General features: G+C 65.7%; 22 protein-coding genes and 1 pseudogene. 14 read left to right on the top strand and 9 right to left on the bottom strand.

Annotated features, from left to right (window positions below; all coding sequences use genetic code 11):
• Window positions 1-148: 148 nt before the first annotated feature.
• A complete protein-coding gene (locus B3E94_RS03845; protein ID WP_286912385.1) occupies window positions 149-1,030 on the bottom strand; it encodes a LysR family transcriptional regulator in 882 nt (293 codons plus the stop codon).
• A gap of 115 nt (window positions 1,031-1,145) precedes the next feature.
• Between B3E94_RS03845 and argC the strand changes: the two genes are divergently transcribed.
• Both argC and B3E94_RS03855 read left to right on the top strand, forming a co-directional pair.
• Window positions 1,146-2,084 (top strand): N-acetyl-gamma-glutamyl-phosphate reductase, encoded by a 939-nt coding sequence (gene argC / locus B3E94_RS03850; RefSeq protein ID WP_286912386.1) that lies wholly within the window; start codon window positions 1,146-1,148, stop codon window positions 2,082-2,084.
• 81 nt (window positions 2,085-2,165) lie between these two features.
• Window positions 2,166-2,852, top strand: coding sequence for a GNAT family N-acetyltransferase (locus B3E94_RS03855; RefSeq protein ID WP_286912387.1), 687 nt, complete (start codon window positions 2,166-2,168; stop codon window positions 2,850-2,852).
• A 96-nt stretch (window positions 2,853-2,948) separates the two neighbouring features.
• Here B3E94_RS03855 and B3E94_RS03860 read toward each other — a convergent pair whose 3' ends face one another.
• The 5 genes from B3E94_RS03860 to B3E94_RS03880 are packed head-to-tail and all read right to left on the bottom strand — an operon-like array spanning window position 2,949 to window position 7,386.
• A complete protein-coding gene (locus B3E94_RS03860; RefSeq protein WP_176514914.1) occupies window positions 2,949-3,704 on the bottom strand; it encodes an ABC transporter permease in 756 nt (251 codons plus the stop codon).
• Window positions 3,704-4,909: an ABC transporter substrate-binding protein gene (locus B3E94_RS03865; RefSeq protein ID WP_286912388.1), complete on the bottom strand. Its 1,206-nt coding sequence runs from the start codon at window positions 4,907-4,909 to the stop codon at window positions 3,704-3,706. The genes B3E94_RS03860 and B3E94_RS03865 overlap by 1 nt, the downstream gene beginning before the upstream one ends.
• Window positions 4,896-5,717 carry an ABC transporter ATP-binding protein gene (locus B3E94_RS03870; RefSeq protein WP_236237886.1) on the bottom strand — a complete coding sequence of 274 codons (822 nt, stop codon included), beginning with the start codon at window positions 5,715-5,717 and terminating at the stop codon, window positions 4,896-4,898. The genes B3E94_RS03865 and B3E94_RS03870 overlap by 14 nt, the downstream gene beginning before the upstream one ends.
• Window positions 5,714-6,778, bottom strand: a complete 1,065-nt coding sequence (locus B3E94_RS03875; protein WP_176514919.1) for an acyl-CoA dehydrogenase family protein — start codon at window positions 6,776-6,778, stop codon at window positions 5,714-5,716. The genes B3E94_RS03870 and B3E94_RS03875 overlap by 4 nt, the downstream gene beginning before the upstream one ends.
• A gap of 47 nt (window positions 6,779-6,825) precedes the next feature.
• Window positions 6,826-7,386 (bottom strand): carboxymuconolactone decarboxylase family protein, encoded by a 561-nt coding sequence (locus B3E94_RS03880; protein WP_286912390.1) that lies wholly within the window; start codon window positions 7,384-7,386, stop codon window positions 6,826-6,828.
• Between the two features lie 102 nt (window positions 7,387-7,488).
• Between B3E94_RS03880 and B3E94_RS03885 the strand changes: the two genes are divergently transcribed.
• Window positions 7,489-8,400 (top strand): AraC family transcriptional regulator, encoded by a 912-nt coding sequence (locus B3E94_RS03885; RefSeq protein WP_286912391.1) that lies wholly within the window; start codon window positions 7,489-7,491, stop codon window positions 8,398-8,400.
• A 141-nt stretch (window positions 8,401-8,541) separates the two neighbouring features.
• Here the strand turns inward: B3E94_RS03885 and B3E94_RS03890 are convergent, their stop codons facing one another.
• Together B3E94_RS03890 and B3E94_RS03895 are read right to left on the bottom strand one after the other, a co-directional pair.
• On the bottom strand, window positions 8,542-9,081 hold the full coding sequence (locus B3E94_RS03890) for an RrF2 family transcriptional regulator (protein WP_286912393.1): 540 nt from the start codon (window positions 9,079-9,081) through the stop codon (window positions 8,542-8,544).
• A gap of 82 nt (window positions 9,082-9,163) precedes the next feature.
• Window positions 9,164-10,543, bottom strand: a complete 1,380-nt coding sequence (locus B3E94_RS03895) for an NAD(P)-binding domain-containing protein (RefSeq protein WP_286912394.1) — start codon at window positions 10,541-10,543, stop codon at window positions 9,164-9,166.
• Window positions 10,544-11,081: 538 nt separating this feature from the next.
• Between B3E94_RS03895 and B3E94_RS03900 the strand changes: the two genes are divergently transcribed.
• The 3 genes and pseudogenes from B3E94_RS03900 (at window position 11,082) to B3E94_RS25465 (ending at window position 14,140) form a co-directional block, all read left to right on the top strand.
• Window positions 11,082-12,281 (top strand): NAD(P)/FAD-dependent oxidoreductase, encoded by a 1,200-nt coding sequence (locus B3E94_RS03900; protein WP_286912395.1) that lies wholly within the window; start codon window positions 11,082-11,084, stop codon window positions 12,279-12,281.
• A gap of 248 nt (window positions 12,282-12,529) precedes the next feature.
• Window positions 12,530-13,285: pseudogene (locus B3E94_RS25460) on the top strand (MCP four helix bundle domain-containing protein); the annotation flags it as partial.
• The gene (locus B3E94_RS25465; protein WP_371871962.1) at window positions 13,277-14,140 is read left to right on the top strand and encodes a methyl-accepting chemotaxis protein; all 864 of its coding nucleotides are present in this window, start codon (window positions 13,277-13,279) and stop codon (window positions 14,138-14,140) included. The pseudogene B3E94_RS25460 and the gene B3E94_RS25465, both read left to right, overlap by 9 nt.
• A gap of 196 nt (window positions 14,141-14,336) precedes the next feature.
• On the opposite strand, the gene B3E94_RS03910 is transcribed toward B3E94_RS25465, so the two are convergent.
• The gene (locus B3E94_RS03910; protein ID WP_176514933.1) at window positions 14,337-15,743 is read right to left on the bottom strand and encodes a purine-cytosine permease family protein; all 1,407 of its coding nucleotides are present in this window, start codon (window positions 15,741-15,743) and stop codon (window positions 14,337-14,339) included.
• Between the two features lie 317 nt (window positions 15,744-16,060).
• On the opposite strand from B3E94_RS03910, the gene B3E94_RS03915 reads away from it, so the two are divergent.
• The 8 genes from B3E94_RS03915 to B3E94_RS03950 all read left to right on the top strand — a co-directional run bounded on the left by B3E94_RS03915 (window position 16,061) and on the right by B3E94_RS03950 (window position 22,859).
• Entirely contained in the window at window positions 16,061-16,546 is a 486-nt protein-coding gene (locus B3E94_RS03915; protein WP_286912397.1) for a flavin reductase family protein, read from the top strand.
• 66 nt (window positions 16,547-16,612) lie between these two features.
• Complete coding sequence (locus tag B3E94_RS03920; RefSeq protein ID WP_236238434.1) at window positions 16,613-17,656, top strand: LLM class flavin-dependent oxidoreductase; 1,044 nt, start codon at window positions 16,613-16,615, stop codon at window positions 17,654-17,656.
• Between the two features lie 323 nt (window positions 17,657-17,979).
• Window positions 17,980-18,576 carry an amino acid synthesis family protein gene (locus B3E94_RS03925; protein WP_003256068.1) on the top strand — a complete coding sequence of 199 codons (597 nt, stop codon included), beginning with the start codon at window positions 17,980-17,982 and terminating at the stop codon, window positions 18,574-18,576.
• A 66-nt stretch (window positions 18,577-18,642) separates the two neighbouring features.
• Complete coding sequence (locus tag B3E94_RS03930; protein WP_236235691.1) at window positions 18,643-19,476, top strand: alpha/beta fold hydrolase; 834 nt, start codon at window positions 18,643-18,645, stop codon at window positions 19,474-19,476.
• Complete coding sequence (locus B3E94_RS03935) at window positions 19,473-20,954, top strand: aldehyde dehydrogenase (RefSeq protein WP_236235690.1); 1,482 nt, start codon at window positions 19,473-19,475, stop codon at window positions 20,952-20,954. The genes B3E94_RS03930 and B3E94_RS03935 overlap by 4 nt, the downstream gene beginning before the upstream one ends.
• Window positions 20,955-20,967: 13 nt before the next feature.
• The gene (locus tag B3E94_RS03940) at window positions 20,968-21,453 is read left to right on the top strand and encodes a flavin reductase family protein (RefSeq protein ID WP_286912404.1); all 486 of its coding nucleotides are present in this window, start codon (window positions 20,968-20,970) and stop codon (window positions 21,451-21,453) included.
• A gap of 175 nt (window positions 21,454-21,628) precedes the next feature.
• Window positions 21,629-22,018 carry a carboxymuconolactone decarboxylase family protein gene (locus B3E94_RS03945; protein WP_176514945.1) on the top strand — a complete coding sequence of 130 codons (390 nt, stop codon included), beginning with the start codon at window positions 21,629-21,631 and terminating at the stop codon, window positions 22,016-22,018.
• Window positions 22,019-22,106: 88 nt separating this feature from the next.
• On the top strand, window positions 22,107-22,859 hold the full coding sequence (locus tag B3E94_RS03950) for a GntR family transcriptional regulator (protein WP_176514947.1): 753 nt from the start codon (window positions 22,107-22,109) through the stop codon (window positions 22,857-22,859).
• The last annotated feature ends 2 nt before the right edge of the window (window positions 22,860-22,861 follow it).

Here is a 22,861-nt window from a genome sequence, read left to right on the forward strand (position 1 = left end):
CCGGCGATGGGCTGCGCAGCAGACCCCTTACTGCCGCAACCGCTCCAGCGCCTCCAGCACATGCCCGGTGGCCTGCCACAGGGGATTGCGCCAGCTTTCAGTCCTTGTGGGAGCCGGCTTGCCGGCGATGGGCTGCGCAGCAGGCCCCTTACTGACGCAGCCGCTCCAGCGCCTCCAGCACATGCGCGGTGGCCTTCTCCAGCTCCCCTTCCCTGCAGGCAATGCCCAGCTGCCGCCACAACCCCGGCCGCAACGGCCGGCGCAGCACCCGCCGGTCCAGCTCCGCCGCCTCGCCTTCCTGAGGCAGCAAGGTGGCGCCGTAACCGGCGCCCACCAGGCTCTTGATCGCGTCGTTGTAGTTCAGCTCGATCCGCGCCTCGGGGTACAAGCCGGCGGCGGCGAACCATTCACCGATCACCCGCGACAGCTGGGTGCTGCCGTCATTGAGAATCAGCGCCCGCTGCCCCAGCCAGGCCGGGGTGACCTTGGCCGGCGGCTGCCAGTCGGCAGGCACGTAGGCCAGGATCGGGTCGCGCCGCCAGGGGGTGAGCCGCACGCCCTTGCCTGCCACTTGCGGCAAGGCCACCAGGCCGATGTCCAGGGCCCCTTCGCGCAAGCGCGCCAGCGACGCCTGGGAGGTCAGTACCTGCACTTGCACATCGATGCCCGGGTGCGCCACCCGCAAGTGCTCCAGCGCCTTGGGCAGCAGGTGGGCAATGGCACCGGTCGAGGCGCCCAGGCGCACCCGGCCGGTAAGGCCCTGCACTTGCCGGCGCACTTCGTCCAGCGCCTGGTCGGCATCGGCCAGCAGGCGCCGGGCGCGGGCCAGCAGGGTGTCGCCGGTGGGCGTCGGGCGCACCTGGTTGCGGTTGCGGGTCAGCAACGGCGCCCCTACCCGCGCCTCGAGCTCGGCCACGTGCAGGCTGATGGTCGGGGGCGCCAGGTTGAGCTGGCGGGCGGCCTCGGCGAACGAGCCGAGGTCAGCGATGACGACCAGCGTGCGTAGGCGGTCGAGGCTGATTTCGCGCATGGGGGCAGGGACCTTTTGGTTCAGAAAAGATGAACGTGAGCGTCATGATATTCAAATTTCCATTATCTGGGCGACAAGCGAGCATAGGCCATCTTCTTCACACCGGACCCCGACCATGCACACCCCTGTAGTTTTCATCGATGGCGACCAAGGCACCACCGGCCTACAGATCCACGCACGCCTGCACGGGCGTGACGACCTGCAGCTGCTGACCCTGCCCGAAGCCGAGCGCAAGGACCCGCAGCGGCGCAGCGACGCCATCAACAGTGCCGACATCGCCCTGCTCTGCCTGCCCGACGACGCTGCCCGCGACGCCGTGGCCGCCATCCGCAACCCTGCGGTGCGGGTGATCGATGCAAGCTCTGCGCACCGCACCACGCCAGGCTGGGTGTATGGCCTGCCGGAGCTCGATGCACAGCAAGCCGAGCGCATTGCCCAGGCCACCCGCGTCAGCAACCCCGGCTGCTACCCCACCGGCGCCATCGCCCTGTTGCGCCCGCTGGTCAACGCCGGCCTGCTGCCGGCCGACTACCCGCTGAGCATCCACGCCATCTCGGGTTACTCCGGCGGCGGCCGGGCGGCGGTCGAGCGCCATGAGCAGGGGGGCGACGAAACGGCGCCGACCCTGCAGATGTATGGCCTGGAACTGGCCCACAAGCATGTGCCGGAAATCGAGCTGCACGCCGGGCTGTCGGCGCGCCCGGTGTTCCTGCCAGGGTATGCCGCCTACCGCCAGGGCATCGTGCTGAGCATCCCGCTGCAATTGCGCCTGCTGCCGGGCGTCAGCGCCGAGCAGCTGCAGGCCTGCCTGCAGCGTCACTACCAGGGTGCCCGCCATGTGCAGGTCATGCCCCTGCACCAGCACGGCGCGGCCACCGCCCTGGACCCCGAGGCCCTGAACGACAGCAACGACCTGCGCCTGGCGCTGTACGCCAACCCCGAGCACGGCCAGGTGCTGCTGACGGCGGTGTTCGACAACCTCGGCAAAGGCGCCTCGGGCGCGGCGGTGCAGAACCTCGACCTGATGCTCGCGGGCCTGCAGGCAAGAGGCTGACCCGGCAAAAAGGGTTTAGACTGTGCACCCCGCGCCACCCCGGCGCGGGGTGATCCACCTGCAGCCGGAGCCCGCCCCCCGATGTTCATCCTGAGCCGCCTCGACAGCGTGCCGCCCGAATCTTTCCAGAACCAGATCCGTGAGCTGGTGATCCACCACGTCGGCGACCTGAGCAGCGTCGCCATTCGTGCCGACAACCCGCTGTATCCGCTGTACCAGTACGGCGTCGGCATGGAGGTGCATCAGTACCTGCAGGCCATGGACGGCACCCGCGGGCTGGCCGTGCAGCTGACCCTGGCGCTGGATGCCGAAGCGCCGGACCAGCTGCTCGGCTTCGCCCTCACCCTGCCCGCCCAGGACAACCCCCAAGCCTGTGCCCTGGCCTTCCTTGCCGTGGTGCCCGAGCGCCGCCGCGAGGGTGTCGCCCGCGCCCTGCTGGGCGATGTGCAGGCACGCTTTGCCAGCGTCGAACTGAATGCCTTTGTGCACCAGGTGCCGTGGTTCGAGGCCATGGGCATGCAGGTGGTGGCGGCCAGCGGGCCGCAGGTGTTGATGAGCAGTACCGGGGTGGCCAGCGGGGCGTTGATCGGGCGCTTGGACATTGCGCCGATCTACCAGGCCCAAGAGGTGCATCAAATTCACACCTACCTGCTCAATCAGCAGGGTGAAGAGGCGATGATCGAGGCCGAGCAGCAGCGCGATGAGCGCCTGGATGAGTTGGCCGTGCAGGCGCGCGAGTGTGTGAGGCAGCGCAAGACGGTGCATTGAGCCGAGCGCCCTATCGCCGGCAAGCCGGCTCCCACAGGATGCTCACCGCCCTCGATGTGGGAGCCGGCTTGCCGGCGATAGGGCCACACTGGCCCGTCAGGCATGCACCCAGCGCCGATGCAGCCCACGCGCCAGGGCATCGAGCATGAACCCCAGCACGCCGATCAGCAGCACCATGGCCATCAGCTCCGAGTACGCCAGCCGGTCGCGGGTATCCAGAATGAAATACCCCAGCCCCGCACTCACCCCCAGCATCTCGCACGGCACCAGCACGATCCACAAGATGCCGATCGCCAGGCGCACACCCGTCAGCACATGCCCGATCACCCCAGGCACGATCACCTTGCACAAGGTTTCCCAACGCGTGGCGCTGAGGCTGCGGCTCAGCTGCAGCCAGCGCGGGTCGAGCTGGCGCACGCCGGCGGCGGTGTTGAGCAGGATCGGCCACAACGCCGCGAAGGCCAGCAGGAAGTAGATCGGCTGGTCGCCCACCCCCATCAGCATCACCACCACCGGCATCCACGACAGCGGCGAAATCATCCGCAGGAACTGAAATGCCGGGGTGGTCGCCGCTTCCAGGTGCCGGTAGCTGCCCACCAGCAAACCCAGCGGCACACCGATCAGCAAGGCCAGCAGCAAGCCAATCAGGATGCGCTTGAGGCTGACCCAAACGTGCCCGTAGACCTCGCCCTGCCCCAGCAACTCGACCAGGCTGGCCAGGGTAGCCTGGGGCGAGAAGCGCGCCGACAGCCCGTCGGCCTCGCCGAATACCGCCACCCCAGCCCACCACAGCAGCAACAAACCCAGCAGGCCGGCCAAACCCAGGCCGGCATGTACGACGTGCTTGCGCATCAGACCACGAACTCCTCGCTGCGCTCGAAATTGTCGGCAATGCCGAACACCGACGGCCCGCCGACGGCGGCAATGGCGTTGCGCACGAAGCGGTCATCGACCAGGTCGCGTGCGGTCTGCGCAGGGTCCAGGGCGGCCAGGAAGCCGTTGTCTCCTTCGATCAGGGTGTGCTTCAGGCGCTTGACCAGCTCCTCGGTGTAGCTGGGGAACGGGTACGGCTGGAAGTCGATGCGCTTCTCGTCCCATTGCTGGTGGCGGATGGCGCCGCTGGCGATGTAGCCGGCGCGGTCCTCGGCAGCCGGCGCCAGCACCTTGGCCAGCACCGCCGGGTCGTGCGGGGTGTACTTGTTGGGGCCGGCCTTGGACAGCAGCGCGGCGGCTTCGGCGCGGTGGTCGCGCGTCCAGTGCTGGGCCTTGACGATGGCGTTGACCACTTTTTGCGACCACTCGGGGCGGTTGTTCAGGTCATGCTCGTGCATGAACACCACGCAGCAGGCATGGTTGCGCCACACATCGCCGGTAAAGCGCTGCACGCGGCCGACCTTGAGATTCTCGGCCAGGGCGTTGAACGGCTCGGCGACGATGTAGCCGGCAATGCGCTTGCTGGCCAGGGCCGGCGGCATGTCCGAGGGCGGCAGCACCAGCAGGTTGACCTCGTTGGCCGCCAGCTGCGCGTTGGCGGGCTTGGACACCGGCGTCAGGCCGTTGTCGTTGAGCATCTGCTGCAGCACCACGTTGTGGATCGAATACCAGAACGGGATGGCCACGGTCTTGCCGCCCAGCTGCTTCATTTCGGTGATGTCCGGCGCCACGGTCAGGCCCGAGCCACCGACGTGGTTCCACGCCACCACCTTGGCCGGCACCTTGCTGCCATAACGCGCCCACACAGTCATCGGCGACAGCAGGTGAATGACGTTGACCTGCCCGGAGATGAACGCCTCGATCACCTGCGCCCAGCTGCGCAGCAGCACCGGGCGCTCGGCCTTGATGCCTTCGGCCTCGAACAGGCCATTGTTGTGCGCCACCAGCAACGGCGTTGCATCGGTGATCGGCAGGTAGCCGATGCGCACCGGCGCGTCAGGCTCGGCGGCAGCGCGCGCCTGCAGGCTCGACAGCAGCGGCACGGCACCGGCGGCGGTGAGCATGGCGCTGAGCTTGAGGAAATCACGACGCGAGGTGGTGGAACAGCAGTCATCCATGCACATGGACAGGCTCCGAAGGCAACGAGGTGGGGGAAGGTTCGGCTGTGCGGCTGGCCCGCCGTAGGGTTTTCAGAATCTCGATGCGCAGCGCGCCCAGCTCCTCGACCCGCTGCGCACGCGGCTGCGGCAGGTCGATGGGCCATTGGCCGAGGATGTGCGCTGGGTGGTCACCCAGTAGCAGCACCCGGTCGGACAACAGCAGGGCTTCGTCGATATCGTGGGTGATCAGCACCGCGGCCGTGTTGTGCGTGGCGATCAGTTGCAGCAGCAGTTGCTGCATGTCGGCGCGGGTCACTTCGTCCAGCGCGCCGAACGGCTCGTCGAGCAGCAGCACTTCAGGCTGGCGCGCCAGGCAGCGGGCCAGCGCGGTGCGCTGGGCCATGCCGCCGGACAGCTGCGCCGGGTACTGATTTCGCGCATGGGCCAGGCCCACGGCGCTGATCGCATGGTCGATGCGCGCGCGGCGCTCGGCCGCGGCGAGCTTGGGCTGGCGGGCGAAGTCCAGGCCGAAGGCGACGTTCTTTTCCAGGCTCAGCCAGGGCAGCAGGCTGGGGTCCTGGAAGGCCACCGCCAGGCGCGGGTGCGGGCCTTGCAGGGCTTCACCGTGCAGGGTCACGCTGCCGCTGCGCGGCTGCTGCAAACCTGCCAGCACCCGCAGCAGGCTGGACTTGCCGACCCCACTGGGGCCAAGGATGGTGACCACCTCCCCGGGCGCCAGTTGCAGGTCGAAGCGCGCCAGCACCTCCTGCCAGCCGCCCTCGCGCGGGTAGCCCAGGCTGATGTCGCGGGCTTGGAGTAACGCGTGGCTCATGCGGCGGTCGCCTGGCGGTGCAGTTCGGCGCGCAGTTGCACCAGGCTCGGGGTGACGATCGGCACGAACGCCGACTCGCGCCAGCGGCGCGCGAAGCCTGCGCCGAATTCATCGAGGTAGGCCTTGCCGCCACTGGCCTGCAGCTCCAGTTGCACCGCGTCGGCGGCGCTTTCGGCGAGGGTGATGCGCAGCTTGAACAGCGCCGCCGGCTGGCTTTGGAAGCGCCCATCGAGCAGGCCTTGCTTGAGCTCGGCCACGGTGTTTTCCAGGCGCTCTTTCAGGACCTGGCGGTGTTCTTCGAGGAACGACAGGCGCCCGTGCAGGTGCGCGTGCACTTCATCCAGCGAACGGCGCGCCAGGCCGATGGCCATGCCGCACTGCAGCGCGAGGAACGCCGGGCGCACCTTGGGCAGGAATTCGCGGGCGTTTTCATGCAGCAGCCAGTCGCGGCTCAAGGCCACCTGATGGAACGCCAGGGCTGCGGTGTTGCTCGACTGCAGGCCCATCAGCTGCAGGTCGTCGGAGCGCTCAAGGCCTGCGCTTTGCGAGGGGATCGCCAGCACGAACGGCGCACCGCCGGCGTCATCCTCGATGGCCGCGGCCACCACGAAGCCGCTCTTGCGCAGGTTGGTCACCCAGTGCAGGCGGCCTTCCAGGGCCCAGCCGTCGGCCTCGGGGCGGGCGCGCACTTGCAGCGCCTCGATGCCGGAAAGGAACTTCATGGCATTGGACAACCCGGTTGCACCGGCCAGCTCGCCGGTCAGCAGGCCCGGCAGCAGGCGCTCGCGCAAGGCCTGGTTGGGGCTTTGCAGCAGGTACTCGATAAAGGCGCGCTGGCCCCAGCAGACGAAGGCGCTGGCCAGCGAGCGGCTGGCGATGGCCGCGATGGCTTCGACGGCGTCGGTCACCGCACCGCCACTGCCACCCAGCGCCGGGTCGACGCCAACGCGCAGCAACTGCGACTCGGCAATCTGCGCCAGCACCTGCTGGGGGTCGCACTGGCCCTGGTCGATGGCCTCGGCATTGGCATCCAGCCACTTGGCAAATGCAGCATCAAGCATATCCCTACTCCTTTTGGTAACGCAGGCGCCACGGCGCCTTGCGCGGTTTATGCAGAAGGCTGCCAGCGGTACTTGCTCAGCTCGTCGTTGAGCGGCGTCTGGGCGAACACATTAGCAAAGTTGCACAAGGTTGCGAGGCTCACGCCGAGAATCACTTCCAGGGCGTTGCCCTCGGTGAAACCGGCCTGGCGGAAGGCGTTATAGGTGGCTTCGCTGACGTTGCCGCGGGTGGCGATGACTTCGCGGGCGAACTCGGCCAGGGTCTCGTAGCGCGCATCGGGCAGCTCGCCACGGGCGCGCAGGGCATCGACCACGTCCTGCGGCAGCTTGGCCTTGTTCAGCGCCACGGCGGTGTGGCCGGCCACGCAGAAGTCGCAACCGTGCTGGGTGGCGGCAATCAGCTGGACCACTTCGCGCTCGGCCAGGGTCAGCTCGGCCTTGCCATTCAATGCCGACACGGTGACGTAGGTTTCCAGCGCAGCCGGAGCGTTGGCCAGCACGCCCAGCAGGTTGGGGATGAAGCCGGAATTCTTCTGGGCGTTCTCGAGGAACGGGCGGGCCGCTTCCGGGGCGCTCTGCAGAGTGTGTAGAGTAATGCGCGAGGACATGGAGTGGTCTCCTTCGGTGTGTGTGCATACAGTCTGTTGGTTATAAGAAATACCCTCCATATTCGTCAGTCGCCTTTCCTTGCTCCTGAGTCTTTACATTAGATGATTTCGTCCAGCCCACTTGTCGATTGGTTATTAGAGGGCCTAGAGCTCGATGCCAGCCTGTTCCACGTCGGCCGCTACTGCGGCGGCTGGCATGCCAGCACCCAGGGCATGGGCCGGGCCAGTTTTCACCTGGTGGTGCAGGGGCATTGCTGGCTGCATGTCGATGGCCAGGCCGAGGCCCAGCGGCTGGAGGCCGGGGACGCGGTGTTTCTGCTGCGCGACATGGGTTATCGGCTGTCCAGCGACCAGGACCCGCTGAGCGCCTGCGCCCAGCCGCGCCAGGCGATGCAGGCGCTCGATAGCCAGGCGGCGGACGGCGTGGGGCTGGTGTGCGGGTTCTTTCACTTTCGCCCAGGGTTGTCGTCGTTGATCGTCGAGGGGCTGGCCGACCGCATCCTGTTGCGCGCCGATGAGCCTGCCGGGCACGCGGCGCGGGCGCTGTTCCAGTTGATCCTGGACGAATGCCAGCGCCTGCCGGCGCCTTCGCAGACCTTGCTGGAGCGGCTGACGCACTTGTTGTTCCTGTATGTGCTGCGCCAGCAGGTGCATGCCGGGCGCTCCCTGGGCGGTTTGGTGGCGCTGGCCCGGCAGCCGGCATTTGCCGGGCTGCTGGAGCGGCTGATCGAGGAGTCCGGGCAGGCCTGGACGCTGGAGAGCATGGCGGCGGTCACGGGGTTGTCGCGCTCGGCGTTTTTCAAGCGCTTCAACGAACTGGCCGGGCAGTCGCCGGGGCAGGTGCTGCTGGCGCTGCGCATGCGCCATGCCTGCCAGTTGCTGCAGGCGGGCAACACCGTGGAGCAGGTGGGCGCGCAGGTGGGGTATCAGTCGGTGGCGGCGTTTACCCGGGCGTTTGCCAAGGCGGTGGGGGTGCAGCCGGGGGCGTATCGGCGCCAGCATGAGGGGCGCTGAGAAGTGCTTTGACTGTACCGGCCTCTTCGCGGGGCAAGCCCGCTCCCACAAGTTTGTTCTGGACTGCCCCCGATCTTGGGGGCAGTCCATATTCTGTGGGAGCGGGCTTGCCCCGCGAAAGGGCCGGCAAAGGCAGCAGATTCAGACCTGACTGACCGGGATATCTCCCCCACCCTTGTTCTCCCGCCGCTCGCCCATCCACTCACCGACCTGCCGGCCAAACTCCGCCGGGGCCTTGCGCCCGACGCGGCGGGCCAGGTCGAGGATGGTCTGCTGGGCCAGGGCGTCTTCCATGCGCTTCTGCGCGCCCTGCATCACCGCGTGGATCGCGCAGGTGCCTTCGGTTGCCCAGCCCGGTGCAGAACCCTCGAACAGCGAGCAGCGTTCGCGAATCTCGCGGCAGTCGAAGATCTTCTTCGGCCCGTCGATGGCGTTGACGATGTCCAGCACGGTGATTTCGTCCGACGGCCGGGCCAGGCGAAAGCCGCCGCGCACGCCTTCGGTGGCGACCACCAGCTTGGCGCGCGCCAGCTTGGTGAACACCTTGGCCAGGTATTCCTGGGGCACGCCTTGCAGCTCGGCAAGATCACGCACGCTGGACTCGCGCGTGTCACCGCGCTCGTCCACGAGGTAGAGCAGGCAATGGATGCCATATTCGACGCCAGCACTGTAAAGCGACATTTCAATCTCCGACCAACTTTGTCGCAAATCATACGCCGGTCGCGCCGGGTCGCCAACCTCGCCGTGCTGCAACCGCGGGCGGTTACCGGCGCAGGGCCTTGACCTGGGCTTGCTTGCCGTCCGTTTCACGCAGGTATTCCTGCAGCGAGTCGTCCATCGCCTGCAGCCAGCGGGTGTGGTGGGGCACCGCCTGGGTGCCGGTGATCACCGAGCGGTAGGACTTGTCGCGATAACCCATGATGTCGTGCTTCTTGTCCTGCTTCCATTGCAGGAAGATGCGATTGACCGCGTCGATATCGAAGCTTGGGTAGTCGGTCTGCTCGATCAGGTGGCGGATGTAGCGACCCTGGAATTCATACATCGAGGCCGTGGTCTGCAGGCCCTCCTCGTCCTCGCGCCAGCGCTTGCTGTCGGCTTGCATGGCCGCCTTGGCCGGTAGCTCGATGCGCCCGAGCATGTAGTCGCGGGCGAACCAGGCCTGGGCGTCGAACAGATTGAAGCTGTACCACAGATCCTGCATGCCCAGGTACAGCAACTGCGGGTTGCGCTCCCAGACCACGCCCTGGTACAGGCCCGCAGGCCACAGGCGGTTGTTGGTCTTGAGGGTCAGCTCATCGGGCAGGAACGGGAAGTGATGCTGGTAGCCGGTGCACAGGATGATGGCGTCCACGCGCTTGTGCGAGCCATCGGCGAAGTACGCCAGGTCATTCTCCACCCGCACCAGCTGCGGGCGCTCTTCCCAGCCCTTGGGCCATTTGTAGCCCATCGGCTGGGTGCGAAACGCCGTGGTGATCGAGCGCGCGCCGTACTTGTAGCACTGCGAGCCGATGTCTTCGGCCGAGTAGCTACTGCCGACGATGAGCAGGTCCTGGCCCTTGAATTCCACCGCTTCGCGGAAATCGTGGGCGTGCAGGATGCGCCCGGTGAAGCGCTCGAAGCCTGCGAACTCCGGCACGTGCGGGGTGGAGAAGTGGCCGCTGGCGACCACCACGTAATCGAACACCTGCTCGATGCTGGTTCCTGTGCCGTAGTCGTGGGCGCTGACGGTGAACGTGCGCGTCTGCTCATCGAAGCTGACGTGCTTGACCACGGTGTTGAAGCGGATGAAATCGCGCACCCCGGCTTTCTGCACACGGCCTTGGATGTAGTCCCACAGCACCTCGCGCGGCGGATACGAGGAAATCGGCCGGCCGAAATGTTCATCGAAGCTGTAGTCGGCGAACTCCAGGCACTCCTTGGGGCCGTTGGACCACAAGTAGCGGTACATGCTGCCGTGCACCGGCTCGCCATGCTGGTCGAGCCCGGTGCGCCAGGTGTAGTTCCACATGCCGCCCCAGTCGGCCTGCTTTTCGAAGCAGACGATGTGCGGCATGGGGGCGCCCTGGGCATGGGCGGACTGGAAGGCACGCAGTTGCGCTAGGCCGGACGGGCCGGCACCGATGATAGCTACACGAAGAGTCATAGTGATTCCTGAACAGTTGAACGCTGAAAAAGATGCAAAGGCTCCCCAACCCCAAACGGCAAATGGCCGGGGGTGGTGGAATTCAGGCGTTACGGCGCAGGTGGAGGGACGGGGCGTTTGCGCATCTGGCTGAGCAGGATGTTGGCGGGCGGAATCGACAACACGTGGAACAGGCTGAAAAGCGGGGAGAGGGGCATGGGGGTGGGCCCGTATCCATCAGCACAGGGTGCGTAATGGGGGCCTGAGGGGCGCAAGATACGTGTGATCTCGTACATGGGGGCTGAAATGGCCTCTTTTCTTTGTGGTTTCCTTTTTATCTATAACGGATGGGGGTGGTGAGATCAAGGCTTGCGCCCCGCCGCCCTGCCCGCCCGCGAAGCAGAAATCGCCTACAGCCCACCGATCAGTTGCCTGCACGCTACGAAGAAAAAACTTGCAAAGAGAAACTACGACCAATAGAGTCGTAGTTATTCGAGAGACACCTGCCGTGTGATCGAAGCCCTCTTCATTCCCTGTACGACATTTGCGGAGCAGCTGCATGAAATCCAACATCCTGATCATCGGTGCCGGTTTCGCCGGCGTATGGAGCGCCCTGAGTGCCGCTCGCCTGCTCGACCAGGCCCAGCGCGACGACCTGAGCATCAGCGTGCTCGCGCCACAGCCGGAGCTGCACATTCGCCCCCGCCTCTACGAAGCCAACGCGCACACCTTGAAGGCCCCCGTGGGCGAGCTGTTCGAGGCCGTTGGCGTGCGCTTCATCAGCGGCAGCGCCGAGGCCATCGACGCCGACGCCCGCAGCGTGCGCTACACCGACAGCCACGGCCAGCCACAGCAAATCAGCTATGACCGCCTGATCCTGGCCGCCGGCAGCCAGGTTGCACGCCCGGCTGTCCCGGGGCTTGCCGAGCACAGCTTCGATGTCGACCAGATGGCCTCGGCCATGCGCCTTGAGCAGCACCTGGCGAGCCTGGCCGCCCTGCCCGACTCGCCTGCACGCAACACCGTGGTGGTGTGTGGCGGTGGCTTCACCGGCATCGAAACCGCCACTGAAATGCCCGCACGCCTGCGCGCCGTGCTTGGGAACAGCGCTGTGCGGGTGTTGCTGGTCGACCGTGGCGCCAGTGTTGGCGCGGCCTTGGGCGCGGGGATCAAGCCATCGATCGTCGCCGCCTCCAAGCATGCAGGCGTCGAATGGGTGACCGGCAGGTCGGTGGTTGCGGTCGATGCCGGTGGCGTCACCCTGGACAATGGCGACTACATCGCCAGCAAGACCGTGATCTGGACCGTGGGCGTCAAAGCCAGCCCGCTGACTGCGCAGGTTGCCGGCGAGCGCGACGCGTTCGGCCGGCTCAAGGTCGATGACCACCTCAAGGTGGTGGGCCAGCCGCATATCTACGCCACCGGCGATACCGCCTGGGCGGCCGTGGACGAGGTCGGCAACCACGCCCTGATGACCTGCCAGCACGCCATCCCCATGGGCCGTCACAGTGGCAACAACGCCATGGCCGACCTGCTTGGCGTGCAGCCGGTGGTATACCGCCAGCCCAAGTACGTCACCTGCCTGGACCTCGGTGACTGGGGCGCGGCCTACAGTGAGGGCTGGGAGCGCGAACTGAAGCTGCATGGCCAGGAAGGCAAGGACCTCAAGCGCCAGATCAACACCGTCTGGATCTACCCGCCAGCCGCCGACCGCGCCGTGGCGCTGGCAGCGGCAGACCCGCAGATCGCCATCGTTTAAGCGCAATATCCTGGCATATCCGTCAAGTAATGACGGATATGCCTTTTTTTGTCCTTTTATTGAATAGCTGGTCAATCATGATGGCCATATGGCATCATCTAAATCAAAAAGCATGCACGAGGGTGAGACACACACTTAAATCCGCAGCGCATCGAGAGCCCGGCATCCCCCGCTGACCCGGCCTCCCGCCCATGCTCTTGACGCCCTGCACGCCAACGTCAAGGAGCAATTCCATGCAACTCCGGAATATGAAGATCGGCATTCGCGCTGCCAGCGTATTCGCCCTGTTGGGCGTACTGGTCCTGTCCATGGGCCTTATCGCACTCTATGAAACCCGCCAGATGGACAAGGCCACCGACGAAATCCGCATCACCTGGATCCCGGCCGTGGTCGCCCTCAGTGAAATCGGCAGCAACCTCGGCCGCGCCCGCGCGGTCACCCTGCGCGCCGCGCTGGATGACGACGCCAGCGAACGGGCACGCAGCATCGAGATGCTCAACGGCATCAAGGCCCAGCTCGAAGAAGGCCTTAAAGCCTACGAAGACACCATCATCGCCGCCGATGACCGCGCCCTGTTCGACGCCTTCAACAGCGCCCGGCAGCAGTACTTCGGCCTGCAGGCCAAGGTGCTGCAGGACCTTGCCGCCGGCCGCGAGGCAGAGGCCAGGCATCAGATCACCGGCCCGCTGTCGCAGCACGCCGACAGCATGATGAAGGCCATGAGCGCACTGATCGCCTACAACGGCAACGGCGCCGAAGGGGCGTCCGAGCGCAGCAGCCATGTGGCCGAACAGGCCTTTGTCGCCGTCATCGGCTCGCTGCTGGTGATCATGCTCGCCCTGGCCAGCATCGCCATCCTGCTCACCCGCAGCATCGTGGTGCCGCTGGCCGACGCGGTGGCCGTGGCCGAACGGGTGGCCACCGGCGACCTGACCCAGGACATCCAGGTCAGCGGCCGCGACGAACCGGCCATGCTGTTGCGCGCGCTGAGCCGCATGCAGGCCAGCCTGCGTGACACCATCCGCAAGATCGCCGCCTCCTCCGACCAGCTGGCCTCGGCCTCCGAAGAGCTGCACACCGTCACCGAAGACACCAGCCGCGGCCTGCACCAGCAAAGCGCGGAAATCGACCAGGCGGCCACCGCCGTCAACCAGATGACCGCTGCCGTGGAAGAGGTGGCGAACAACGCCGTCAGCACCGCCGACGCCTCCCAGGGCGCCGACCGCACCACCCGTGACGGGCGTGACCAGGTCAACCAGGCACTGGCCTCGCTGCAGCACCTGGTCACGGATGTGACCGGCACCTCTGCCGAAATCGAACAGCTGGCCAGCAACGCCAACGAGATCAGCCGCGTGCTCGATGTGATCGGCGCCATTGCCGGGCAGACCAACCTGCTGGCCTTGAACGCCGCCATCGAGGCGGCGCGGGCCGGCGAAGCGGGCCGTGGCTTTGCCGTGGTGGCCGATGAAGTGCGCGCCCTCGCCCACCGCACCCAACAGTCGACGGCTGAGATCGAGCAGATGATCGCCGGGATCCAGAACGGTACCGAGCGGGCGGTGACGGCCATGCACAGCAGCCAGGGGCGCGCCACCGGCACGCTGGAAGTGGCCGAGGGTGCCGGGCAGGCGCTGGAGGTGATTGCCGAGGCGATCGCCTCGATCAACCAGCGCAACCTGGTGATTGCCAGTGCCTCGGAGCAGCAGGCGCAGGTGGCGCGGGAGGTGGATCGCAATCTGGTCAACATTCGCGACCTGGCGATGCAGACGTCGGCGGGGGCCAATCAGACCAGTGCGGCGGCGCAGGACTTGTCGCGCCTGGCGGTGGACCTGAATGGGATGGTGGCGCAGTTCAAGGTTTGAGCTGAAACAGCGGGGGCCGCGTTGCGGCCCATCGCGGGCAAGCCCGCTCCCACGGAGATGGACTGCCCCCAAGAAGTTGGACACCAATCCAACCCTTGGGGGCAGTCCAGATACCTTTGCAACCCCGAGGTCAGCGGGGTACCTGTGGGAGCGGGCTTGCCCGCGAAGGGGCTGCAAGGCAGCCCCCTTTCACACATCACTCGTTGACACTGACCGCCCGCACCAGCTTCTCGGCAGCCTTGCCCCGGGTAGCCAGGCAGTAGTACAGCGGCACCGTCACCACCAAACCGAACAGCCACGACAGGTCAGCCCCTTCGACGATGTTCGAATACGGCCCCACGTACAGCGACGTATTGGCAAACGGCAGCTGCACCAGGATCCCGCAGGCATAGGCAATGATCGCGTGATGGTTGAAGCGCCCATAAATCCCGCCATCGGCGCTGAAGATCGAGGCGATGTCGTACTGCCCCTTCTTGATCAGGTAGAAGTCGATCAGGTTGATCGACGCCCATGGCACCAGCACCAGCAGCAGCGCCAGGATCAGCCCGATGAACTGGCCGATGAAGCCCGCCGAGGCATTCAGCGCGACCATGCCGCACGCCAGCAGGATCACCGACGCCAAGATCACCCGCACCTTGATGCTCGGCGTCCACTGGGCGACGAAGGTCTGGATGGCGGTGACGATCGACAGCACCGCGCCATACAGGTTGAGGGCGTTGTGGCTGATGATGTTGAGCAGGAACAGCACCATCAAGATCGGCCCCAGCCAGCCGGTGGCCTGCTTGACCGCATCCATCGCGTCGGTGCCCTGCGGCACGCACAGCACCGCCACGGCACCGAAGCTGAAGCACAGGATGGTGCCCAGGGTGGCGCCAAAGTAAGTCGCCCAGAACGGCCTGGCGATGCCCACTTCCTTGGGCAGGTAGCGCGAATAGTCGGAGGTGTAGGGCGAGAAGCTGATCTGCCAGATGGTGCCCAGCGACACCGTGGCGATGAAGCCCGACAGGTTGAACGCGCCGCGGCTGAAGAAGTCGGCCGGCAGTGGCTGCACGAACATCATGATGAAGCCGGCCAGCAATGCCGAGCCCATCACCCAGGTGCCGATGCGGTTGAGGATATGAATGAAGCGGTAGCCGATCACGCCGATGGCCGTGGCGCTCAGGGCACCGATGACGATGGCACCCGGCATCGGCACGCTGGGCGCGATGCCATGGATGGTCTTGCCCGCCAGGACGATGTTGGAAATGAAGAAGCCGACATAGATCAGCGCGGTGAAGAACACGATCAACAGCGCGCCATACCGGCCGAACTGGCCCCGGCTCTGCACCATCTGCGGAATGCCCAGCTGCGGTCCCTGCGCAGAGGCCAGGGCGATGACCACGCCCCCCAGAAGGTGACCCAGCACGATGGCGATCAGGCCCCACAACAGGTTCAGGTGGAACACCTGCACCACCATGGCGCCGGTGACGATGGGCAGTGGCGCGATGTTGGTACTGAACCAGAGGGTGAACAGGTCGCGCGCCTTCCCATGGCGCTCGGCAGGTGGAACGTAATCGACCGTGTGATTCTCGACAAACTGGTGTTGCGATGACGGTTGGGACATGGTTTTCAGCTCGAAAGGTCGTTTTTATCTTTGTAAGGAAACCGCATCTAGGCGGCCTCTCAGCTGCGGACCATATTATGGTATTCCAAATTTTTGACAACACTGCTGCGGTCTATAAATCGCCAACTGATCCGGTTCAGCAACCGCGGCCAAGGCCCGTCGCTTTGGTCAAAGCCCCTGTTCATGCGGCTTTGCGCCATTCATCGTGAATTTTCGCGTTGGCGAAATTCCGCTTGCAAATCGAGTATTACGGTATACCATCAGACACATCAACGATAAAAACCGCGGACCACCGCAGCCCATTCGAGGTACTCGCCATGATCGACGCAACCGTCTACAAGAACGTCCTGGGCTCCTTCCCGTCCGGCGTCACCGTCATCACTACCCTGGACGACGACGGCTCGATCGTCGGCCTCACCGCCAGCGCCTTCTCTTCCCTGTCGATGGACCCGCCGCTGGTGCTGTTCTGCCCCAACTACAGCTCCGACTCCTACCCGGTGCTGATCAAGAACAAGCGTTTCGCCATCCACCTGCTCTCTGGCGAACAGCAGGCCGAAGCCTATGCCTTCGCGAAAAAGGGCAAGGACAAGGCCAGCGGCATCGCCTGGACCTTGAGCGCCCTGGGCAACCCCATCCTGGCCGGTGCCACCGCCGTGATCGAATGCGAGCTGTGGCGCGAGTACGAAGGTGGCGACCACGCCATCATGGTCGGCAAGGTGCACAACCTGATCGTCCCCGAGCAGGCGCCACGGCCGATGGTGTACTGCCGCGGCAAGATGGCCAGCCTGCCCGCCTTTGCCTGATACGCCCAGCTTTATTACTGACGCCTGGCGCGCCAGGCGAGACTTCCAAGCTTTGAGGAAAGCCCCATGAAATTTTCGTTGTTCGTGCACATGGAACGTTGGGATGAACAGGTCAGCCACCGCCAGCTGTTCGAAGACCTGACCGAACTGACCCTGATGGCCGAGAACGGCGGTTTCAGCACCGTGTGGATTGGCGAACACCACGCCATGGAATACACCATTTCGCCAAGCCCGATGCCCCTGCTGGCCTACCTGGCCGCGCGCACCGAGACCATTCGCCTGGGCGCCGGCACCATCATCGCGCCGTTCTGGAACCCGATCCGGGTGGCCGGCGAATGCGCCCTGCTCGACGTCATCAGCAACGGCCGCATGGAAGTCGGCCTGGCTCGCGGCGCCTACCAGTTCGAGTTCGACCGCATGGCCAATGGCATGCCGGCCACCGACGGCGGCAAGGCCCTGCGCGAGATGGTCCCGGCGGTGCGCCAGCTGTGGCAAGGCGACTACGCCCACGAAGGCGAAGTCTACAACTTCCCGACCTCCACCAGCGTGCCCAAGCCGGTGCAAAAAGGCATGCCGCCGATGTGGATCGCCGCCCGCGACCCGGATTCGCACAACTTTGCGGTGAAGAACGGCTGCAACGTGATGGTCACCCCGCTGATGAAAGGCGACGAAGAAGTGCTGGACCTGAAGAACAAGTTCCAGGCCGCGCTCGACAACAACCCCGAGGTGCCGCGCCCGCAACTGATGGTGCTGCGCCACACCCACGTGCACAGCCCGGCCGACCCGGACGGCTGGAAGATTGGTGCCCAGGCCATTTCGCGCTTCTACCGCACCTTCGATGCCTGGTTCGGCAACAAGACCACCCCGGTCAACGGTTTCCTGGAGCCGAGCCCGGAGTCGAAGTTCGCCGAGGTGCCGGCCTTCGCCCTGGAGAACATCCGCAAGAACACCATGATCGGCACCCCCGAAGAAATCATCGCGCGCATCAAGTACTACCAGGAACTGGGCGTCGACGAGTTCAGCTTCTGGTGCGACAACAGCCTGCCCCACGCCGAGAAGAAGAAGTCGCTGGAGCTGTTCATCAAGGAAGTGGTGCCGGCGTTCGCCTGAATTCCCATTGCCTGAACCTGTTGCGGGACAAGCCCGCTCCCGGCGGCCCGCGTGGCCCTCGCGAGCGGGCGTTTTTTTGAATTTGGGGTTGCCCCATCGCCGGCAAGCCGGCTCCCACAGGTACACCACCGCCCTCAAGAGCTGCGACCTACCTGTGGGAGCCGGCTTGCCGGCGATAGGGCCAGTACAGACAGCACAACAATCAAGGTATCAGCCCGCCTTTCGTCCACTCCCAAGAGAAATTTCAGCCCCCCTCTTGCACAACAAATATTATGGTATACCATAAGACAACAAGAGCTGATAACCCTCACCAGGAGCCCCCCATGAGTTTCGAAATCCGCAAGATCGTCACCTACTCCGAAGAGACCCGCATCGAAGGCGGCAAGGCCACCGACAAGCCGGTGACCATGGTCGGCCTGGCCGTCGTGATCAAGAACCCATGGGCCGGTCGCGGTTTCGTTGAAGATCTGAAGCCGGAAATCCGCGCCAACTGCTCCGAGCTCGGTGCCCTGATGGTCGAGCGCCTGACCGCCGCCATCGGCGGTGCCGACAAGATCGAAGCCTATGGCAAGGCAGCCGTGGTCGGCGCCGATGGCGAAATCGAGCACGCCTCCGCCGTGATCCACACCCTGCGTTTCGGCAACCACTACCGCGAAGCCGTGCAGGCCAAGAGCTACCTGAGCTTCACCAACAAGCGCGGCGGCCCGGGCACCTCGATCCAGATCCCGATGATGCAGAAGGACGACGAAGGCCTGCGCTCGCACTACATCACCCTGGAAATGCAGATCGAAGACGCCCCGCGTGCCGACGAAATCGTCGTGGTACTGGGCGCTGCCGACGGCGGCCGCCTGCACCCGCGCATCGGCAACCGCTACATCGACCTGGAAGAACTGGCGGCCGAAAAGGCCAACGCTCAATAACAACAACCAAGACGGGCCGGGGCGTTGCGTGCAAGCGCCACGCCCGACCTTCAAGGAGCGCCCTCCATGATTCAGCCTGTCGCTGAACGTACACCGGCCGGCACCAGTTACCTGGTCCAGGGCCAGGGCCAACCCGTGGTGCTGATCCACGGCGTGGGCCTGAACAAGGAAATGTGGGGCGGGCAGTTCGTGGGCCTGGCCAACGACTACCGCGTCATCGCCTACGACATGCTCGGCCACGGCCACAGCGCCTTGCCAGCGGCCGACATCGGCCTGGAAGGCTACGCCGCGCAACTGGCCGAACTGCTCGACCACCTGCAGATCGCCCAGGCCACCGTGATCGGCTTCTCCATGGGCGGCCTGGTGGCACGCGCCTTTGCCCTGCACTACCCACAGCGCCTGGCTGCGCTGGTGGTGCTCAACAGCGTGTTCAACCGCACGCCAGAACAGAGCGCCGGGGTGATCGCCCGCGCCGCGCAAGCGGCCGAACAGGGCCCCGACGCCAACGTCGACGCCGCCCTGGACCGCTGGTTCAGCCGTGAATACAAGGCGGCCAACCCCGCGCAGGTCGCCGCGATCCGCCAGGTGCTGGCAAGCAACGACCCGCAGGGCTACCACACCACCTATTCGCTGTTCGCCACCCAGGACATGTACCGCGCAGGCGACCTGGGCAGCATCCAGGTGCCGACGCTGATCGCCACCGGCGAACTCGACGCCGGCTCCACCCCGGCCATGACCCGCCAGCTTGCCGCCAGCATTCCCGGCGCGCAGAGCGTGGTGCTGGCCGAGCAACGGCATATGATGCCGGTAGAGGCACCACGGGAAGTCAACAAGATGCTGCTGGACTTCCTCAGCCAAGCCCGCACCCTCACCGAATCCGCCAAGGGGATTGTTGCATGACCCTCGTTCGTTTCCAGATGTGCATCGACGGCCAATGGCTCGATGCCCACAGCGGCAAGACCTTCGACAGCCTCAACCCGGCTACCGCCCAGGCCTGGGCGCAACTGCCCGACGCCGACGAAGCCGACGTCGAGCTGGCCGTGCAGGCCGCCCAGCGCGCCTTCGACAGCCCGGCCTGGCGCAGCATCACCGCCACCGCGCGCGGCAAGCTGCTGCGCCGCCTGGGTGACCTGATCGCCGAAAACAAGGAACACCTGGCCCAGCTCGAAAGCCGTGACAACGGCAAGCTGATCCGCGAAACCCGCGGCCAGGTCGGCTACCTGCCGGAGTTCTTCCACTACACCGCAGGCCTTGCCGACAAGCTCGAAGGCGGCACCCTGCCGCTGGACAAGCCTGACCTGTTCGCCTACACGGTGCACGAACCGATCGGCGTGGTAGCCGGGATCATCCCCTGGAACAGCCCGCTGTACCTGACCGCGATCAAGCTGGCCCCGGCCCTGGCGGCGGGCAATACCATCGTGCTCAAGCCGTCAGAGCATGCCTCGGCGACCATCCTCGAGCTGGCGCGCCTGGCCCATGAAGCCGGCTTCCCGCCGGGTGTGGTCAACGTGGTCACCGGCTACGGCCCAAGCACCGGCGCGGCCCTGACTCGCCACCCGCTGGTGCGCAAGATCGCCTTCACCGGCGGCGCCGCCACCGCCCGCCACGTGGTGCGCAGCAGCGCCGAGAACTTCGCCAAGCTGTCGCTGGAGCTGGGCGGCAAGTCGCCGAACATCATCTTCGCCGACGCCGACCTTGACAGCGCCATCAACGGCGCCGTGGCCGGCATCTATGCCGCCTCCGGGCAGAGCTGCGTGGCCGGCTCGCGCCTGCTGGTGCAAGACGAGATCTTCGATGAGTTCGTGGCCCGCCTGATCGAGCGCGCCAAGCGCATCCGCATCGGCAACCCGCAGGACGACGCCAGCGAGATGGGGCCGATGGCCACCGCCCAGCAACTGGCCGTGGTCGAAGGCCTGGTGGCGGCGGCCAAGGCCGAAGGCGCCAAGCTGCACCTGGGCGGCAAGCGTGCCGAGGTCGAAGGGGATGGCTGGTTCTACGAGCCGACCCTGTTCGAGTGCGACAGCAACTCGATGACCATCATGCAGGAAGAAGTGTTCGGCCCGGTCGCGGCGGTGATCCGCTTCAAGACCGAGGAACAGGCCCTGGCCATGGCCAACGATTCGCAGTTCGGCCTGGCGGCCGGCATCTGGACCCGCGACCTGGGCCGTGCCCACCGCCTGGCCCGCGATGTGCGCTCGGGGATCATCTGGGTCAACACCTACCGCGCAGTGTCGGCCATGGCGCCGATCGGCGGCTTCAAGAACAGCGGCTACGGCCGTGAAAGCGGCATCGATTCGGTGCTGGCCTATACCGAGCTGAAGACCGTGTGGATCAACCTGTCCACCGCGCCGATGCCCGACCCGTTCGTGATGCGTTGAGAGGTAGCACAAGATGATCGAACCCGGCATCTACAAAGACGTGATGGGCTCCTTCCCGTCCGGCGTCACGGTGGTCACCACCCTGGACGCCGACGGCGACATCGTCGGCATCACCGCCAGCGCGTTCAGCGCGCTGTCGATCGAGCCGGCGCTGGTGCTGTTCTGCCCCAACTACGCCTCCGACACCTACCCGATCCTGCGTGACAGCAAGCAGTTCGCCATCCACTTGCTGTCCGCCGACCAGACCGCCGAGGCCTATGCCTTCGCCGGCAAGGGCAAGGACAAGGCCAAGGGCATCGACTGGCACCTGAGCGAGCTGGGCAACCCGCTGCTGGCCAAGGCCACGGCGATCATCGAGTGCGAACTGTGGCGCGAGTACGACGGCGGTGACCACGCGATCATCGTCGGCGCGGTGAAGAACCTGGTGCTGCCGGCCGACCCGGCGACGCCGATGGTCTACCACAAGGGCAAGCTGGGCGCCCTGCCGCCCTTGGGTTGATGCTGAGAGGGGCTGCTTTGCAGCCCAATCGCCGGCAAGCCGGCTCCTACAGGTTTTGTGGGAGCCGGCTTGCCGGCGATTGGGCCGCGCAGCGGCCCTGTGCCACCCCCTTTTTGGGGGCCGCGCTATCCCTCACCACTCGGTTGCGGCCCCTGTTTTTATCCGGAGCGATGCCATGAGCAACGAAAAGTACGAAAAAGGCCTGAAGATCCGCACCCAGGTGCTGGGCGAGGACTACGTCAACCGCTCCATGCAGAACGCCGACGACTTCACCAAGCCCTTGCAGGAGCTGGTTACCGAGTACTGCTGGGGCCACGTCTGGGGCCGCGAAGGCTTGTCGCTCAAAGAGCGCAGCATGATAAACTTGGCAATGATTTCCGCGCTCAACAGGCCCCACGAGCTCAAATTGCACATTCGCGGCGCATTGCGTAATGGCCTGAGCCGTGAACAGATTCGCGAGATCCTGCTCCAGGTCGGTATTTATTGCGGCGTGCCCGCGGCGGTGGACAGTTTCCGCCTGGCCCGCGAAGCGTTCGCCGAAGCCGACACGGAGTCAACCCGTTAACAACGGGCTGTTCGAACCACTGCAAGGAGTGCCCAGGTTCGGGGTGCTCCGTGATGTTGGCGCAACAGCCTCATAAAGAGCGCACCTGATGAAACGCCAGCCACTCGACGACAGCTTCAAGGTCAACCGCAACCCCGTTACCCTGCGTGAAATCGTGCTCGACAAGCTGCGGGGCGCGATCATGAACTTCCACCTGCTGCCGGGCGACCGCCTGGTCGAGCGCGACCTCTGCGACCGCCTCGGCGTCAGCCGCACCTCGGTGCGCGAAGCCCTGCGCCACCTGGAGTCCGAAGGGCTGGTGGAGTTCGCCGACGCCAAGGGCCCGCGCGTGGCCATCATCACTTTGGAAGATGCCCGCGACATCTACGAGCTGCGCTGCGTGCTCGAAGGTTTGATCGTGCAGCTGTTCACCCTCAACGCCAAGGCCAAGGACATCCGCGCCCTGGAGCGGGCGCTGGAGGTCAACCGCGAGGCGCTCGAGGAAGGCGAGCTGCAACAGGTGCTGGATTCGGTGCAGGGCTTTTACGACGTGCTTCTGGAAGGCTCCGGCAACCAGGTGGCGGCGCAGCAGCTGCGCCAGTTGCAGGCACGCATCAGCTACCTGCGCGCCACCTCGGTGTCGCAGGAGAACCGCCGCGGCGCCAGCAACCGTGAAATGGAAAAGATCGTCGAGGCGATCAAGAGCGGCGACCCGCTGGCCGCCCACCAGGCCTCGGTCGATCACGTGCGCGCCGCCGCCAAGGTGGCCCTGGACTACCTGCGCCAGAAGCAGGACGACAACGCCAAGGTGCGCGAAATCGTCGAGCCCCTGGTCCTCAAAGAACCCCGCATAGGCCGCTGAAC

It is taken from the genome of Pseudomonas sp. UBA6315 (assembly GCF_002438125.1).
Lineage (GTDB): Bacteria > Pseudomonadota > Gammaproteobacteria > Pseudomonadales > Pseudomonadaceae > Aquipseudomonas > Aquipseudomonas faucium.